The following is a 14,737-nucleotide window of genomic DNA, read 5'->3' as shown; positions in this document are numbered from 1 at the left end:
CGCTCACCGTTTGCCGCTCCGGTCCGGCGTCATCACCGCGCGGGCCGGGCCGGTCAGCGTCAAGATGCTGCTGGCTTCGTCGTAGACCATCGCATCGGCGGTGAATTCGCTGCGGCCCTGGCGCACCTGCACCGGCCGCTCGGAGCGCACCACGTGGGCCCTGAAATCGGCCAGCAGGTGCTCGCCGACGAAGTCGACGGTTTCGCCGGTGTTGCCGGTGCTGATGACGTGCGCGCCCCCAATCAGCTGCACGACCGAGCCGTCACCGGCGGCAATCGCCTCGCGCGCGGTGGCACGGGTCACCCGGCCGTCAGGGTCGTAGCCTTCGACGTGCACCGTGTCGATCTCGACCTCGTCGGTGTCGGGAAAGTGGCGCAGGTGTTCGCCCTGGATCTGCACCTTGAGCCGGCCGCTGGGGTCGTAGCGCTGCAGCGTGAAGCGCTCCAGCCGGTAGTCCGGCACATGGGCCGGGGCCGAGCGCAGCCGCTCGCTTGGCGGCTGCGGCGAATTCTTCACCAGCCACCAGGAGCCCAGGGCCAGCAAGGTCATGATCAGCAACGGAATGGCGGTGCCCAGCAGGCTGCCGATGCGCTGGCGCCAGCTGGCGCGGATGTCGGCGGCGCTCGCCTGGTCGGGCGGCGGCGTTTTCTCGTGCCCCAATGCCACGGGCACCTCGGGCAGGTCAGGCAAATGCAGCTGTGGACTCATGCGCGCGGGCTCAGGCGCCGTCCAGCGTCGTCAGGTGCCCGTGCAGCAGGCTGGCGTAGCGGCCATTGGCCATCAGCATCAGGTCGCAGAATTCGCGCGCGGCGCCGTGGCCGCCGGCGGCGGCGGTGACGTGCTGGGCCAGCGCCTTGGCCTCGGCGTGGGCGTTGGCCGGCGCGCAGGCGAAGGCGGCACGCTGCATGAGCGGCAGGTCCGGCCAGTCGTCGCCCATGACGGCCAGGTCGGCCCAGTCCAGGCCCAGCGAGGCCAGCAGCGGGCCGGCAGCGGCGAGTTTGTCGTGCACGCCGTAGATCGCATGCTGCAGGCCCAGGTCGGCCACGCGGCGGCGCACGGCCGGGGAATCCCGCCCGGTGATGACCAGCGGCGTGATGCCGCCTTGCATCAGCAGTTTCAGGCCCTGGCCATCCAGCGTGGAGAAGGCCTTGAACTGTTCGCCGCTTTCGCCGATGTAGATGCGGCCATCCGTCAGGCAGCCATCGACGTCGAAGATCGCGGCCTTCAGGCCCAGGCCGCTGCCCTGGGCGCGCAGCAGCAGTTCGGGCGGAAAGGACAGCGCGGCAGCAGGCATCGCCATCGTCAGATCACCTTCGCGCGCAGCAGGTCGTTGGTGTTCAGCGCGCCGACCAGGTGGCCGGCGGCGTCCACGACCAGCACGCTGGTGATGCGGTGCTGCTCCATCAGGTCGGCCGCTTCGACCGCCAGGGCGTCGTCGCGGACCAGCTTGGGATGTGGGTGCATGACCTGGTGCGCCTTCATTGCGCGCAGGTCGGCCCCGGTCTCGATCATGCGGCGCAGGTCACCGTCGGTGAAGATGCCCAGCACCTTGTCTCCGTCGACCACAGCGGTCGCACCCAGTCCCTTGCTGGTCATCTCGCGCATGGTCGCGCTGAAGCTGGCATCGGCCGGCACACGCGGCACCTGCTCGCCGCCGCGCATCAGGTCGCGCACGTGCATCAGCAGCTTGCGGCCCAGCGCGCCGCCCGGGTGCGAGCGGGCGAAGTCGTGTTCGCGGAAGCCGCGTGCGTCCAGCAGCGCCACCGCCAGCGCATCGCCCATTGCCATCTGCGCGATGGTGCTGGCGGTGGGCGCCAGGTTCAGCGGGCAGGCTTCCTTCTGCACGGCCGTGTTCAGCACGAAGTCGGCATGCCGGGCCAGCGAAGAGTCCGGCCGGCCCGTCATCGCGACCAGGGTGATGCCGAGCCGGCGCATCGGCGGCAGGATGGCGTTGAGCTCGTCGCTCTCGCCGGAATTGGAGATCGCGATCACCACGTCGCCCGGCGTGACCATGCCCAGGTCGCCATGGCTGGCTTCGCCCGGGTGCACGAAAAACGCCGGCGTGCCGGTGGACGCCAGCGTGGCAGCGATCTTGCGGCCCACGTGCCCGCTCTTGCCCATGCCCATCACGATCACCCGGTGGCGGGTGTCCAGCATGGCCTGCATGGCCTGCACGAAGGCGCCATCGATCTGCCCGCGCAGCGCCAGCAAGGCGTCGGCCTCGATCGTCAGGGTCTCGCGGGCCAGGGAGAGCGCGCGCTCGGCATCGAAGGGTGAGGTGGGGTTCAAAGCGGTGGTCTGGTTCAGAATGGGGCGATTTTAGGTCGACGAACGGTCCCCCGCTGCATGGCATCCACCCTCGAGCTGGTTCTGCTTTATCTCCTGGCCGCGGTGGTCGGCGTGGTCGCCTGCCGGCTGGTCAAGTTGCCACCCATGTTGGGCTACCTGGCGGTGGGCGTGCTGATCGGGCCGAATGCCTTGTCGCTGGCCAAGGATTCGGCCGCGGTGAAGTACCTGGCCGAGTTCGGCGTGGTGTTCCTGATGTTCGTGATCGGGCTGGAATTCAACCTGCCCAAGCTGCGCAGCATGCGCACACTGGTCTTCGGACTCGGCCTCAGCCAGGTGATGCTGACCATCCTCGGCGCGGTGGCCGGCAACCTGGTGCTGGCCTGGCTGTTCTCGTTCACCCGCATGGGTTGGGAGCTGGGCTGGGCCGGCGCCATTGCACTGGGCGGCGCGATGGCGATGTCGTCGACCGCCATCGTCGTCAAGCTGCTGGCCGAGCGGCTGGAGCTGGAAAGCGAACACGGCCGGCGCGTGATGGGCGTGCTGCTGTTCCAGGACCTGGCCGTCGTGCCGCTGCTGGTGCTGATCCCGGCGCTGGGCTCGCCGGGCGGCGAGATGGCCATGGCGCTGGGCATTGCACTGCTGAAGGCGATTGCGCTGCTGACGGTGCTGCTGGTCGGCGGCCAGCGCTTCATGCGCTGGTGGCTGACGCTGGTGGCGCGGCAGAAGAGCGAAGAGCTGTTCGTGCTGAACCTGCTGCTGGTCACGCTGGGCCTGGCCTGGATGACCGAACACGCCGGGCTGTCGCTGGCGCTGGGCGCGTTTGTCGCCGGCATGCTGGTGGCGGAGACCGAATACAAGCACCAGGTCGAGACCGACATCCGGCCTTTCCACGACGTGCTGCTGGGCCTGTTCTTCATCACCATCGGCATGAAGCTGGACTGGCGGCCGGTGTGGGACGAATGGTTCCTGGTGCTGCTGCTGACGATGATGCCGGTGATTGCCAAGGCCGCGCTGGTGGCGGGCTTGGCCTGGGCCTTTCGCGCAGCGCCTGGCGTGGCCATCCGCACCGGGCTGTACCTGGCGCAGGCGGGTGAATTCGGCTTTGTGCTGCTGAGCCTGGGCGCCGAGCAGCACCTGATCAACCCGCGCTGGATCAGCCCGGTGCTGGCCTCGATGGTGCTGTCGATGCTGGCCACGCCCTTCATCGTGATGTACAGCAACCGCATCGTGATGCGGCTGGCGGCCAGCGACTGGCTGATGCAGTCGGTGCAGCTGACGACCATCGCCAAGAAGGCGATCCGAAACGAGCAGCACGTGATCATCTGCGGCTTTGGCCGCAGCGGGCAGAACCTCTCGCGCCTGCTGGAGCAGGAGACGATTCCGTACATGGCGCTGGACCTGGACCCCGACCGCGTGCGCCAGGCGGCTGCGGCCGGGCAGAGCGTGGTCTTTGGCGACGCTGCGCGCTTGCAAAGCCTGATGGCGGCCGGCCTGTCGCGCGCGGCGGCGGTGGTCATCAGCTACCCGGACACGCCGTCGGCATTGAAGATCCTGGGCCTGGTGCGCCGGCATGCGCCGCAGGTGCCGGTGGTCGTGCGCACCATTGACGACACGGATCTGGAGAAGCTGCGCGCCGCCGGTGCGACCGAGGTCGTGCCCGAGGCTGTCGAAGGCTCGCTGATGCTGGCCAGCCATGCGCTGGTGCTGGTGGGCGTGCCGATGCGCCGGGTGATCCGCCTGGCGCGCGACGCACGGGACGCGCGCTACAGCCTGCTGCGCGGCTACTTCCACGGCGCCGACGACAACGCCGGGCCGGAGAACCAGGCCGCGCGGCTGCGCTCGGTCAGCCTGCCCGCCGGTGCGGCCTGTGTCGGCCAGACGCTGCACGCGCAGGCGCTGGCCGAGTTGGAGGTGCAGGTGGTCTCGGTGCGGCGGGCCAACGGCCACGTGATGGCGCCAGCCGACACCTTGCTGCTGGCGCCAGGCGACACGCTGGTGCTGTCCGGCCTGAGCGAGGCGCTGGCGCTGGCAGAGGCCAAGCTGCTGGAAGGCTGATGGGTTGAGCGCAAAATCTCGGGCCGCGCAAGCAGCCCGAACCGCCTCATGACCATCGCCCCCGCCCTGCTCACCGACCGCCCGAGCGACTACATCCGCGAGCACATCCGCACCGTTCCGGACTGGCCGGTGCCGGGCGTGCAGTTCCGCGACATCACGCCGCTGCTGCAGAACCCGCGGGTCTTCCGGGTGCTGATCGACCAGTTCGTGCACCGCTATTTCGACACCCGGCCGGACGTCATCGCCGGGCTGGACGCGCGCGGCTTCATCATCGGCTCGGTGCTGGCCTACGAGCTGAACGTCGGCTTCGTGCCGATCCGCAAGAAGGGCAAGCTGCCGTTCACCACGGTCGAGGAAACCTACGAGCTGGAATACGGCAGCGCGACGGTCGAGGTGCACACCGATGCCGTCAAACCTGGCGACCGCGTGCTGCTGATCGACGACCTGATCGCCACCGGCGGCACGATGATGGCCGGCAAGCGGCTGCTGGAGCGACTGGGCGCCACGGTGATCGAAGGTGCGGCCATCGTCGACCTGCCGGAGCTGGGTGGGTCTGACAAGCTGCGCGAGGCTGGCCTGCCGCTGTTCACACTCGTCGATTTTTCAGGCCATTGAATGGGGCACCCGGTTCGCCGGGTACGGCAAACCACCCGCCGGGCGGGTTGGGCTCGGCCAGCTTGGAACGGCCCGGCGCTGGCTTCGCCGGCCCGCGCTCGTCGGTCGAGACTCAGGCGAGCGGCAGCCCGCGGTCCAGGTTGGCACGCATGCGCTCGGACATCACCGCGCCGATGGAGCGCAGCAGCTCGATGCCCATGTCGCCCTGGCGGGTCAGCAGCTCTTCGAAGCGCGGGCGGGTCAACACCCACACCACCGCAGGCGACATGGCCTCGACCTGGGCCATGCGCGGGGTTTCGCCGAACATGCTGGGCTCGCCGACCACCGCACCGGAGCGCAGGATCGCGACGGCACGGCGGGCGGGGCCGGCGTCGGGCACGTAGACCTGCAGCGTGCCGCTTTCCAGCAAGTACATGTTGCGGTCCATGTCGCGGTGGCGGATCAACAGGTCACCGGCGCGCAGCTTGTGCTGCTGCAGGTAACTCTCGAACAGCGCCCACTGTTTGTCGTCAAAGCGCGGCCTGAATGCATCGTCTGCATTCAAGGACTGAATGGCCTGGACCAGCACGCTCGACATTGTTCTTCTCCTGGAACTGCTTGCCGCGGGCCCGCGCCCAAGCGCAGCAACCCATTGATCGGCAATGCCGGATTATTGGATCGGGGCGATGGCTGTAACAATCCCCCAAACTGGGCATTCATCGCCGCGCTGGCGCCGTTCGTCCTCAGCAGGCACGGAACGTGGCGGCAAAATGACCTAACTTGCGGGCACGATTTTCGCAGTTCTGCATGGCCGCAGCGCGCCTCTTGCGCCGCCTTACCCAGGAGCCGACGAACCGTCATGCTGCAAGCACTGGCCCACGGCCCGCTGGACATCATTGGCGACGTGCACGGCGAAGCCGACGCGCTGGACCAGTTGCTGGCACGGCTGGGTTACGACGCCCTGGGCCGGCACGCGCAAGGGCGGCGGCTGGTGTTCGTTGGCGACCTCTGCGACCGCGGGCCGGACACGCCACGGGTCTTTGCGCGGGTGCGCGGCATCGTCGAAGCGGGCCACGGCCAGCTGGTGCTGGGCAATCACGAGCTGAACCTGCTGCGCGGCGAGCGCAAGGACGGCAACGACTGGTTCTGGGGCCAGGACTCCGAGCGCGACCGCAAGTACGAGCCCTACATGCGCCTGCCCGGCGACCAGCGCCAGGCGCTGCTGCGCTTCCTGATGCGGCAGCCGTTTGCACTGGAGCGGCCAGACCTGCGCGTGGTGCACGCAGCCTGGCACGCGCCCTCCATCCAGGCGCTGCGCCAGCTGCCCACACCTGCGCCGCAGCTGCACGAGTTGTTCGACCACTGGGAAGCCACCACCGAGCGCCAGCTGGCCGACAGTGGACAGTTTGCAGCCAGCCAAGCCGAACGCAGCAGTTGGGCCGCGGCGCTGGCCAACCCGCGCAGCAGCGTGCCGCTGCTGCCGGGCGTGGCGGGTTACGAAGTGGGCCGGCAGATGGGCAACCCGCTGCGGGTGCTGACCTCGGGCCTGGAGCAGCCCGGCAAGGCCACCTTCTTCGCCGGTGGGCAGTGGCGTTTCGTCGAACGCGTGGCCTGGTGGGACCACTACCAGGAGCCGGTGCCCGTCGTCTTCGGGCACTTCTGGCGCCGGGTGCAAACCCCGGCTTCGTCGCCCCACGCCAAGGCCGAGCCGCAGCTGTTCGCCGGCATCGCACCCCATGCCTGGCACGGCGCGAAAGGCAATGTGTTCTGCGTCGACTTCTCGGCCGGCGGCCGCTTCCACGAACGCCGCCACGGCCAGGCTGTCGGCCACACGACGCCGCTGACGGCACTGCGCTGGCCCGAGCGCACGCTGGTGTTCGACCACGGTGGCGAGCTGCCGACCAGCGGCTTCGGCAAGCCAACGCCGAGCTGAATCTGGCCTACTTGCCGATGCAGAAGCGGCTGAAGATCTCGCCCAGCAAATCGTCTGCACTGAAGCGGCCGGTGATGCTTTGCAGCGCCAGGTGGGCCAGCCGCAACTCTTCGGCAAACAGGTCCAAGGCCTGATCGGCCTGGCTGGCATGCGCGGCCGCCCCGGCCAGGTGCTCGGCTGTCTGCTTGAGTGCCTGCACATGGCGGCTGCGGGCGATGAACACGCCTTCCGGTGCGGCTTGCCAGCCGGCGCGTTTCAGAAGCGCCTGGCGCAGCGCCTCCAGGCCAGCGCCGGTGCGGGCGGAGATCAGCAGGCGGCCATCGCTGCCGGCTGACACACCTGTGTCGGCCTTGTTGAAGACCTGCAGCAGGCGCGCCGGGTCGGCCGTCGCGAGGCGTTGCGCGATGCGGGCGTCGGCGGCCTGGTAGTCGGCATCGGCCAGCCGGGTCAGGTCGTGCAGGAAGACGATGGCGTCGGCGCTGTGGATGGATTCCCAGCTTCGCGCCATGCCGATGCGCTCGACTTCGTCGCCGGCTTCCGCGTCGTCGCGCAGGCCGGCCGTGTCGGTGATGTGCAGCGGCACGCCTTCGATCTGGATGGTCTCGCTGACACGGTCACGCGTGGTGCCGGCAATCGGCGTCACGATGGCCAGCTCCGCGCCGGCCAGCGCGTTCAGCAGCGAGCTTTTTCCGACGTTGGGCTGGCCGGCCAGCACCACGCGCAGGCCTTCGCGCAGCAGCGCGCCCTGGCGCGCGCGGGCCGTCACGGCGTCCACCGCGGCGCGGATCGCGGCCAGCTTGCCGCGGGCGTCGGCCTTCTCCAGGAAATCGATTTCCTCTTCCGGGAAGTCCAGCGTGGCCTCGACCAGCATGCGCAGGTTGACGATGCGCTCGGCCAGCTGCTCGACCTCGGCCGAAAACGCGCCGCCCAGCGAGCGGCTGGCCGAGCGCGCCGCCGCCTCGGTGCTGGCGTCGATCAGGTCGGCCACGGCCTCGGCTTGCGCCAGGTCCAGCTTGTCGTTCAGGAAGGCGCGTTCGGTGAATTCACCCGGCTCGGCCAGGCGCAGGCCGATGCCGGCGCCGGCCTCCAGGCAGCGCGCCAGCAGCAGTTGCAGCACCACCGGGCCGCCATGCGCCTGCAGCTCCAGCACGGCTTCACCGGTGTAGCTGTTCGGCGCGGGGAAAAACAGCGCCAGGCCGTGGTCGATGGGCTGGCCGGTGGCGTCCCGGAACGGGCCGTAATGCGCCTGGCGTGGCTTCAGCGGCGCGCCGATCAGCGCGTCAACCAATGGCTGCAGCTGCTTGCCCGACGCGCGCACGATGCCCACCGCACCGCGGCCCGGCGCGGTGGCAATGGCGACGATGGGGTCGTGATGGCGGCCTAGCGATGACATGGCCGGATTGTCGGCGATGCCCGCAGGCGGCAAGGGTTGGCGCGGAGGGGACCGGCCGGGACGCGCAAACGGCGTCTCGGTCGGTCCCAGGTTGCAGCAAGCCGCAAACCCGCCCCGCAACTGGCATATCGGCACGCCGCAAGCGGATTTCGATCAGTGAAAACCACGACGCCCCGGCAGCCAGAGGCTCGCCGGGGCGTCGTGCAAGGGCTCAGGGGGCCGTCAGGCGACACCCAGCCGCTTGTTGATCACGTACTGCTGGGCGATGGACAGCAGGTTGTTCGTCACCCAGTACAGCACCAGGCCGGCCGGGAAGAAGAAGAACATGAAGCTGAAGGCCAGCGGCATGATCCACATCATCTTGGCCTGCATCGGGTCGGCCGGCGCCGGGTTCAGCGCCACCTGCAGCAGACTGGACGCGGTCATCAGCAGCGGCAGGATGTAGAACGGGTCCTTGGCCGACAGGTCATGGATCCAGCCCAGCCACGGCGCACCGCGCATTTCCACCGACGACAGCAGCACCCAGTACAGCGCGATGAAGAACGGCATCTGGATGAAGATCGGCAGGCAGCCGCCCAGCGGGTTGATCTTCTCCTCGCGATAGATGCGCATCATCTCCTGCTGCATTTCCTGCGGCTTGTCCTTCATGCGCTCGCGCATTTCCTGGATCCGCGGGTTGACGGCCTTCATCTTGGCCATCGAGGCATAGGCCTTGGCATTCAGCCAGAAGAAGGCGATCTTCAGCAGCACCACCAGGCCGATGATGGACCAGCCCCAGTTGCCGATCATCTTGTGCAGGTTGACCAGCACCCAGAACAGCGGCTTGGACAGCACCGTCAGCCAGCCATAGTCCTTGACCAGTTCCAGGCCGGGCGCGAGCGCTTCGAGCTTGTTTTCTTCCTGCGGGCCGACAAACAGCGTGGCGTCGCTGGTCTTGGTAGCGCCAGGTGCCAGCTCGCCCACCGGCTGCAGCATCGACACCGTGTACAGGCCGTTCGGCAGCTTGGCGCTGCGGAAGTCGCGAGGGCTGCCGTCCTTCACCAGCCAGGCGCTGGCGAAATAATGCTGCACCATGCCGACCCAGCCGTCGTCGGCGTGCTGGATGTGCAGCGGCGAATCGCCGGCCTCGTGCTTGTCCAGCGACTTGAAGTCGATCTTCTGGAACTTCTTCTCGGCGGTGTAGACAGCCGGGCCGGTGAAGGTGCTGTAGAAGGACGAGCCACCCGCGGGCGCCACGCTGTCGCGCTGCAGCTGCAGGTAGAGCTGAGGCTGCAGCGGGGTGCTGCCGACATTGACCAGCTCGTGCTTCACGCCCATCGTGTATTCGCCACGGCGGAAGGTGTAGGTCTTGACCAGCTTCAGGCCGCCCACATCAGGCGACTCGAAGCGCACCGACAGGCTGTCCTGCCCGTCCTTCAGCGTGCGCTCGCCCGGCGCCACGCTCATCAGCGTCAGGTGCGTCGGCAGTTGCGCGCCGTTCGGGCCGATCACGCCGGTCTGGGCCAGGTAATGGTGGCCGGCGCTGTCCAGCACCGCGACCGGCTTGGTCGGATCGGCATCGTCCTTGTACTTCGGCAGCTCGACCCGCACGATGTCGCCACCGCGGGTGTCCAGCGTCACGTTCAGCACGTCGGTCTTGACGGTGAACTGCTCGCTGACTGCCGGCGCAGCCGGGCTGGTCGTGCCGGGCACGCCAGCCGTGCCAGCCACCGCAGGCACGCCTGCAGCGGAAGGCGCCGCGCCGGCGGCCGAGGCCGCCGCACTGGACTCGGCCACCGGGGCGCCGAACAGCGTGGGATGGCCGTTGTGCTTGTTCCACCCGTCCCACAGCAGGACGAGCGACATCGTGAACACCACCCACAAAAGGGTTCGGCGCATATCGGTCATGAGGAAGGCCCGGAAGATGTCTTTGCGACGGGAGAAGGATAGGCGCCAGGCCCGCTGGCCTCGGCGAACAGATGGCGGAACAGGCGCGGCCGCTCAACGGGCACCGGGTCGCAGCCACCGGCACAGGCCGGATGGCAGCGCAACAGGCGCGCGGCGGTCAGGTAGCTGCCGGCTGCGGCGCCGTGTCGCGCCAACGCGTCCAGCGCGTAGCGCGAGCAGCTCGGCTCGAAGCGGCAGCTACTGCCCAGCCACGGGCTCAGCAGCAAGCGATAGGCGTGCACAGGCCCGGCCAGCACACGGCGCGGCCAAGCCCGCCAGCCCCGAACAGGGGACAGCGAAGGCGGTGCGGCATCGGCAACAGGCTGGGTCACGGCCGCACAGATGGTGTCCGGTCGCGACAAAACAAGCCTGGGTTCGCCGCTGGCCATGCGCGGGCCGCTCAGCCGGCCGCCGCGCGGCCACGGCCCCGCGCGCCCGGCTGCGAAGGCGGGCGCGGCGGGGCCGGCAGCGGCGAGCGCGCTGCGCGGGTCAGCAACACGGCGATTTCGTCGTGTGCGCACTCGCGCAGGTTCTCTGAAGCCGGGCTGAGGAACTGCTGCCGATCAAACGGCGCGCGCAAACGCACCACCCACAGGCCGGCCGGCAGGCTGGCCATGTGATGCAGCATGGCTGCGCGCAGCTGGCGCTTGATCAGGTTGCGTGTCACCGCCCGCTTGGCATGCCGCTTGGGCACCACCAGGCCCAGCCAATGGCCTTCGGGAAGCGGGTCAGCCGCAGCTGGCGAGGACTCATCCACAAGCAGCTGGCTCTCGGGCGACCCACCTGTGGATAACTCTGGTGACAACTGCGGGACAACCGGTTCGCAAGCAAGCGGCGCGGCTTTTGCGGCCGGCCGTCGTGCGGTCGAAGGCCCGCTGGCGACGTAGTGAACGGCGAAGTGAGCACTTCGCGAACGCTGCGGCGCAGCCAGCACACGCTGAAAATCGGCCGAGCGCAAGATGCGGCCGATCATGGCGCGCGGCTTAGACCTGCGACAGCTTCTTGCGGCCCTTGGCGCGGCGCGCATTGACCACGGCGCGACCGCCACGGGTCTTCATGCGGACGAGGAAACCGTGCGTGCGGGCACGGCGGACCTTGGAAGGCTGATAAGTGCGCTTCATGGGTGTTCTACCTAGGTTGGAAGGCGGTCGGAGGGGCGGACTGTCTGGCGCTGCCGGGTGGCCCGAGCTGCAGGCAACAAGCCCACACATCAGACACACCCCCCGACACTTTCAGCGGCTCATGCAAGCTGGCTTGCGGTGGACGCGGTGGAAAATCGGCGCTCCCAAAAGCCCCGCTCCTCACCCACGCTCCCCACCCAGCAAGCAGCCCTGCAAGCGCAGTCCTGTCGTTCGGGAAACCTAGCATTAAATCAAAAGCTGGGCCGGCCGTCAAACAGGCTGGCGCCAAGCCCCGCCAACGCGACCACCCTGGCCGCGCATCAACGGGGATTGACCTGGCGCGAAAAACTGTGGATAACCGCGCTTGGCGACTGGCAGGGAATGCGTAGAATCCAGCCGCTCGATAAGAACTTGTCCACATGAGCATTGACCTCTGGCAGCGCGGTTGCGACCGACTCGCGATCGAACTGCCCGAACAACAGTTTTCCACCTGGATCCGGCCTTTGCCGCCCGCCGACATCAGCGATGCCGGCGAAGCGGGGGCCGTGGCGTCGCTGCGTGTCCCGAACCGCTTCAAGCTGGACTGGATCCGCTCGCAATACAGCGCCCGGATCGAGAGCGTCCTGAGCGAGCTGGCCGGCAAGCCGGTGCGGCTGGAGCTTTCGCTCGCGCCGCGCGAAGCCGCACCCGCCGGCACCATTCCCCGCCCGCTGCCCAGCCGGCCGCACAGCGCCGCCGAGGTGTTGCACCGCGCGCTGATCGGCGGCGGCGCGCCTGCGGCAGCCTCGGTTGCGACAGGCGCCACCTTCGCTTCAGGCAGCTCGGCCAGTGCCAGCCACAGCTTCCACAGCCATGCCGTCAGCGATGCCGCAGCCGCCGTGCGCCTGGCCCAGGCTGCGCTGGCCCAGGCCCAGGCCAACGCGGAGTCCGATCAGCAGGCGCAGATGCAGGCCGGGCAGGTCGGGCAACAAGGCCAGCCCGGCCTGACCAACAACGGCAGCACCGCCGCCCTGCGCATGTCCGGCGACACCAGCGGCGCCGCACCGCTGCCGCCGCGCCCTGGCACGCTGCAGCCGCCGCCGGCCGCCAGCCGCAGCCGGCTGAACCCGGTGCTGACTTTCGACACCCTGGTCGCCGGCCGGGCCAACCAGATGGCCCGCACTGCGGCATTGCACGTGGCCGGCGCGCCGGGCGCGATGTACAACCCGTTGTTCATCTACGGTGGCGTGGGCCTGGGCAAGACCCACCTGGTGCACTCGGTGGGCAACGCGTTGCTGCGCGACAACCCGAATGCGCGCGTTTTGTACCTGCACGCCGAGCAGTTCATCTCCGACGTGGTGAAGAACTACCAGCGCAAGACCTTCGACGACCTGAAGGCCAAGTACCACCAGCTGGACCTGCTGCTGATCGACGATGTGCAGTTCTTTGCCGGCAAGGAGCGCACCCAGGAGGAGTTCTTCAACGCCTTCGAGGCGCTGCTGGCCAAGCGCGCACACATCATCATGACCAGCGACACCTATCCCAAGGGACTGGTGGACATCGACGAGCGCCTGACCAGCCGCTTCGACTCCGGGCTGACCGTGGCCATCGAGCCGCCGGAGCTGGAAATGCGCGTGGCGATTCTCCTGGCCAAGTCGCGCCAGGAGGGCGCGCCGATGCCGGAAGACGTGGCGTTTTTCGTCGCCAAGAACGTGCGGGCCAACGTGCGCGAGCTCGAAGGCGCGCTGCGCAAGGTGCTGGCCTATGCCAAGTTCTCACACAAGGACATCACCATCCACCTGGCACGGGAGGCGCTGAAGGACCTGCTGTCGATCCAGAACCGGCAGATCTCGGTGGAGAACATCCAGAAGACGGTTGCTGACTTCTACAAGATCAAGATCGCCGACATGTACTCGAAGAAGCGCCCGGCCAGCATTGCGCGGCCACGCCAGATCGCGATGTACCTGGCCAAGGAACTGACCCAGAAGAGCCTGCCCGAGATTGGCGAGCTCTTCGGCGGCCGCGACCACACCACCGTGCTGCACGCGGTGCGCAAGATCGGCGGCGAACGCCAGAAGAACACCGAATTGAACCAGCAGCTGCACGTGCTGGAGCAAACCCTCAAGGGATGAATGAGGCACCCGGTCTTGCGAAACACGCAAGCCCACCCGCCGGGCGGGTTGCTCGGCCGCCTTGGGACGGCCCGGCGCCGGCCTCATGGGGCCTGTGTGTCGGTGTTATGAAGCGTCTCAGTAGCTGTCCGGCTAAATCGTTGAAAAAACAAGCGAAAATGCGCGGTCAGCGCGTTCACACGGGGATCCAATGATTGTTCTGAAAGCCGCACAACAACAACTGCTGGGCGCATTGCAGGCGGTGGCCGGCATCGTCGAGCGGCGGCATACCTTGCCCATCCTGGCCAACGTGCTGGTGCGCAAGACCGGGGATCAGATCGAGCTGACCACCAGCGACCTGGAAATCCAGGTCCGCACCACGGCCACGCTGGGTGGCGACGCTGGCAATTTCAGCACCACCGTCGGCGCGCGCAAGCTGATCGACATCCTGCGCTCCATGCCGGGCGACCAAATCGTCTCGCTGAGCGCCAGCGGCAGCAAGCTGACGCTGCAGGGTGGCAAGAGCCGCTTCACGCTGCAAAGCCTGCCGGCCGAGGACTTCCCGCTGGTCAACGAGGCAGCCGACTTCGGCCCGGCTTTCAGCGTGCCGCAGAAGGTGCTCAAGGGCCTGATCGACCAGGTGCACTTCGCGATGGCGGTGCATGACATCCGCTACTACCTGAACGGCATCCTGTTCGTTGCCGAAGGCAAGGCCTTGACCCTGGTGGCCACCGACGGCAGCCGCCTGGCGCTGGCCGCCGCGCAGCTGGAAGTCGACCTGCCCAAGCAGGAGGTCATCCTGCCGCGCAAGACGGTGCTGGAGCTGATGCGCCTGCTGAAGGACGACAAGGACAGTGACGCCGCCATCGAGATGCGCTTTGCCGGCAACCAGGCCAAGTTCTCGTTCTCGGGCATGGAGTTCGTCACCAAGCTGGTCGAGGGCAAGTACCCGGACTACAACCGCGTGATCCCGAAGAACCACAAGAACATCATCACGCTGGGTCGCCAGCCGCTGTTGTCCAGCCTGCAGCGCGCCGCCATCCTGACCAGCGAGAAGTTCAAGGGCGTGCGCCTGAACATCGAGCCCGGTGCGCTGAAGATCGCCTCCAGCAATGCCGAGCAGGAAGAGGCCAAGGAAGAGCTGGAGATCGACTACGACGGCCCGACCATCGAGGTCGGCTTCAACGTCACCTACCTGATGGACGCGCTGTCCAACATGGGCCAGGAAATGGTGCGGCTGGAGATGCATGACGGCAGCTCCGCAGCACTGATCACCGTGCCTGAGCAGGAAGGCTTCAAGTACGTCGTGATGCCGATGAGGATCTGAGGCCGCCGC

The 14,737-nt window shown here is 68.1% G+C and carries 14 protein-coding genes; 5 read left to right on the top strand and 9 right to left on the bottom strand.

Annotation, left to right across the window (positions count from 1 at the left end; all coding sequences use genetic code 11):
• Positions 1 to 3: 3 nt before the first annotated feature.
• The 3 genes from lptC to LRH25_RS07605 are packed head-to-tail and all read right to left on the bottom strand — an operon-like array spanning position 4 to position 2,289.
• Positions 4 to 708 (bottom strand): LPS export ABC transporter periplasmic protein LptC, encoded by a 705-nt coding sequence (gene lptC, locus LRH25_RS07615; RefSeq protein WP_141291868.1) that lies wholly within the window; start codon positions 706 to 708, stop codon positions 4 to 6.
• Positions 709 to 718: 10 nt separating this feature from the next.
• Entirely contained in the window at positions 719 to 1,300 is a 582-nt protein-coding gene (locus LRH25_RS07610; protein ID WP_375142160.1) for a KdsC family phosphatase, read from the bottom strand.
• A gap of 2 nt (positions 1,301 to 1,302) precedes the next feature.
• Positions 1,303 to 2,289 carry a KpsF/GutQ family sugar-phosphate isomerase gene (locus LRH25_RS07605; protein WP_231010594.1) on the bottom strand — a complete coding sequence of 329 codons (987 nt, stop codon included), beginning with the start codon at positions 2,287 to 2,289 and terminating at the stop codon, positions 1,303 to 1,305.
• A gap of 57 nt (positions 2,290 to 2,346) precedes the next feature.
• On the opposite strand from LRH25_RS07605, the gene LRH25_RS07600 reads away from it, so the two are divergent.
• Positions 2,347 to 4,344, top strand: a complete 1,998-nt coding sequence (locus LRH25_RS07600; protein ID WP_231010593.1) for a cation:proton antiporter domain-containing protein — start codon at positions 2,347 to 2,349, stop codon at positions 4,342 to 4,344.
• Positions 4,345 to 4,392: 48 nt separating this feature from the next.
• Positions 4,393 to 4,959: an adenine phosphoribosyltransferase gene (locus tag LRH25_RS07595; RefSeq protein ID WP_141290358.1), complete on the top strand. Its 567-nt coding sequence runs from the start codon at positions 4,393 to 4,395 to the stop codon at positions 4,957 to 4,959.
• Positions 4,960 to 5,071: 112 nt separating this feature from the next.
• Here LRH25_RS07595 and LRH25_RS07590 read toward each other — a convergent pair whose 3' ends face one another.
• Positions 5,072 to 5,536, bottom strand: coding sequence for a cyclic nucleotide-binding domain-containing protein (locus LRH25_RS07590; protein ID WP_141290360.1), 465 nt, complete (start codon positions 5,534 to 5,536; stop codon positions 5,072 to 5,074).
• Between the two features lie 261 nt (positions 5,537 to 5,797).
• Between LRH25_RS07590 and LRH25_RS07585 the strand changes: the two genes are divergently transcribed.
• A complete protein-coding gene (locus tag LRH25_RS07585) occupies positions 5,798 to 6,871 on the top strand; it encodes a metallophosphoesterase (RefSeq protein WP_141290362.1) in 1,074 nt (357 codons plus the stop codon).
• A 7-nt stretch (positions 6,872 to 6,878) separates the two neighbouring features.
• Here the strand turns inward: LRH25_RS07585 and mnmE are convergent, their stop codons facing one another.
• From mnmE to rpmH, 5 genes are all read right to left on the bottom strand, one after another.
• Positions 6,879 to 8,264 (bottom strand): tRNA uridine-5-carboxymethylaminomethyl(34) synthesis GTPase MnmE, encoded by a 1,386-nt coding sequence (mnmE, locus tag LRH25_RS07580; RefSeq protein WP_231010592.1) that lies wholly within the window; start codon positions 8,262 to 8,264, stop codon positions 6,879 to 6,881.
• A gap of 222 nt (positions 8,265 to 8,486) precedes the next feature.
• On the bottom strand, positions 8,487 to 10,151 hold the full coding sequence (gene yidC / locus LRH25_RS07575; RefSeq protein WP_231010591.1) for a membrane protein insertase YidC: 1,665 nt from the start codon (positions 10,149 to 10,151) through the stop codon (positions 8,487 to 8,489).
• Positions 10,148 to 10,486 (bottom strand): membrane protein insertion efficiency factor YidD, encoded by a 339-nt coding sequence (gene yidD / locus LRH25_RS07570; protein ID WP_259373947.1) that lies wholly within the window; start codon positions 10,484 to 10,486, stop codon positions 10,148 to 10,150. Before yidD ends, yidC begins: the two co-directional genes overlap by 4 nt.
• Before the next feature lie 104 nt (positions 10,487 to 10,590).
• Positions 10,591 to 11,163 (bottom strand): ribonuclease P protein component, encoded by a 573-nt coding sequence (gene rnpA, locus LRH25_RS07565; RefSeq protein ID WP_231010590.1) that lies wholly within the window; start codon positions 11,161 to 11,163, stop codon positions 10,591 to 10,593.
• 10 nt (positions 11,164 to 11,173) lie between these two features.
• Positions 11,174 to 11,311 carry a 50S ribosomal protein L34 gene (gene rpmH / locus LRH25_RS07560; protein ID WP_141292009.1) on the bottom strand — a complete coding sequence of 46 codons (138 nt, stop codon included), beginning with the start codon at positions 11,309 to 11,311 and terminating at the stop codon, positions 11,174 to 11,176.
• Between the two features lie 419 nt (positions 11,312 to 11,730).
• On the opposite strand from rpmH, the gene dnaA reads away from it, so the two are divergent.
• Together dnaA and dnaN are read left to right on the top strand one after the other, a co-directional pair.
• A complete protein-coding gene (gene dnaA / locus LRH25_RS07555; RefSeq protein WP_231010589.1) occupies positions 11,731 to 13,422 on the top strand; it encodes a chromosomal replication initiator protein DnaA in 1,692 nt (563 codons plus the stop codon).
• A 190-nt stretch (positions 13,423 to 13,612) separates the two neighbouring features.
• Entirely contained in the window at positions 13,613 to 14,728 is a 1,116-nt protein-coding gene (gene dnaN, locus LRH25_RS07550; protein WP_141285215.1) for a DNA polymerase III subunit beta, read from the top strand.
• Positions 14,729 to 14,737 lie beyond the last annotated feature (9 nt).

Source organism: Ideonella azotifigens (assembly GCF_021043325.1).
Classification (GTDB): domain Bacteria; phylum Pseudomonadota; class Gammaproteobacteria; order Burkholderiales; family Burkholderiaceae_C; genus Ideonella; species Ideonella azotifigens.
This window is presented reverse-complemented; position numbering and strand designations above follow the sequence as displayed.

Excerpts from the sequence above, each read along its gene's own strand:
- rnpA (WP_231010590.1), bottom strand. The coding sequence starts at position 11,163 with ATGATCGGCCGCATCTTGCGCTCGGCCGATTTTCAGCGTGTGCTGGCT.
- dnaA (WP_231010589.1), top strand. The coding sequence starts at position 11,731 with ATGAGCATTGACCTCTGGCAGCGCGGTTGCGACCGACTCGCGATCGAA.
- lptC (WP_141291868.1), bottom strand. The coding sequence starts at position 708 with ATGAGTCCACAGCTGCATTTGCCTGACCTGCCCGAGGTGCCCGTGGCA.
- yidC (WP_231010591.1), bottom strand. The coding sequence starts at position 10,151 with ATGACCGATATGCGCCGAACCCTTTTGTGGGTGGTGTTCACGATGTCG.
- LRH25_RS07600 (WP_231010593.1), top strand. The coding sequence starts at position 2,347 with ATGGCATCCACCCTCGAGCTGGTTCTGCTTTATCTCCTGGCCGCGGTG.
- mnmE (WP_231010592.1), bottom strand. The coding sequence starts at position 8,264 with ATGTCATCGCTAGGCCGCCATCACGACCCCATCGTCGCCATTGCCACC.
- LRH25_RS07595 (WP_141290358.1), top strand. The coding sequence starts at position 4,393 with ATGACCATCGCCCCCGCCCTGCTCACCGACCGCCCGAGCGACTACATC.
- dnaN (WP_141285215.1), top strand. The coding sequence starts at position 13,613 with ATGATTGTTCTGAAAGCCGCACAACAACAACTGCTGGGCGCATTGCAG.
- LRH25_RS07610 (WP_375142160.1), bottom strand. The coding sequence starts at position 1,300 with ATGGCGATGCCTGCTGCCGCGCTGTCCTTTCCGCCCGAACTGCTGCTG.
- rpmH (WP_141292009.1), bottom strand. The coding sequence starts at position 11,311 with ATGAAGCGCACTTATCAGCCTTCCAAGGTCCGCCGTGCCCGCACGCAC.
- LRH25_RS07590 (WP_141290360.1), bottom strand. The coding sequence starts at position 5,536 with ATGTCGAGCGTGCTGGTCCAGGCCATTCAGTCCTTGAATGCAGACGAT.
- LRH25_RS07585 (WP_141290362.1), top strand. The coding sequence starts at position 5,798 with ATGCTGCAAGCACTGGCCCACGGCCCGCTGGACATCATTGGCGACGTG.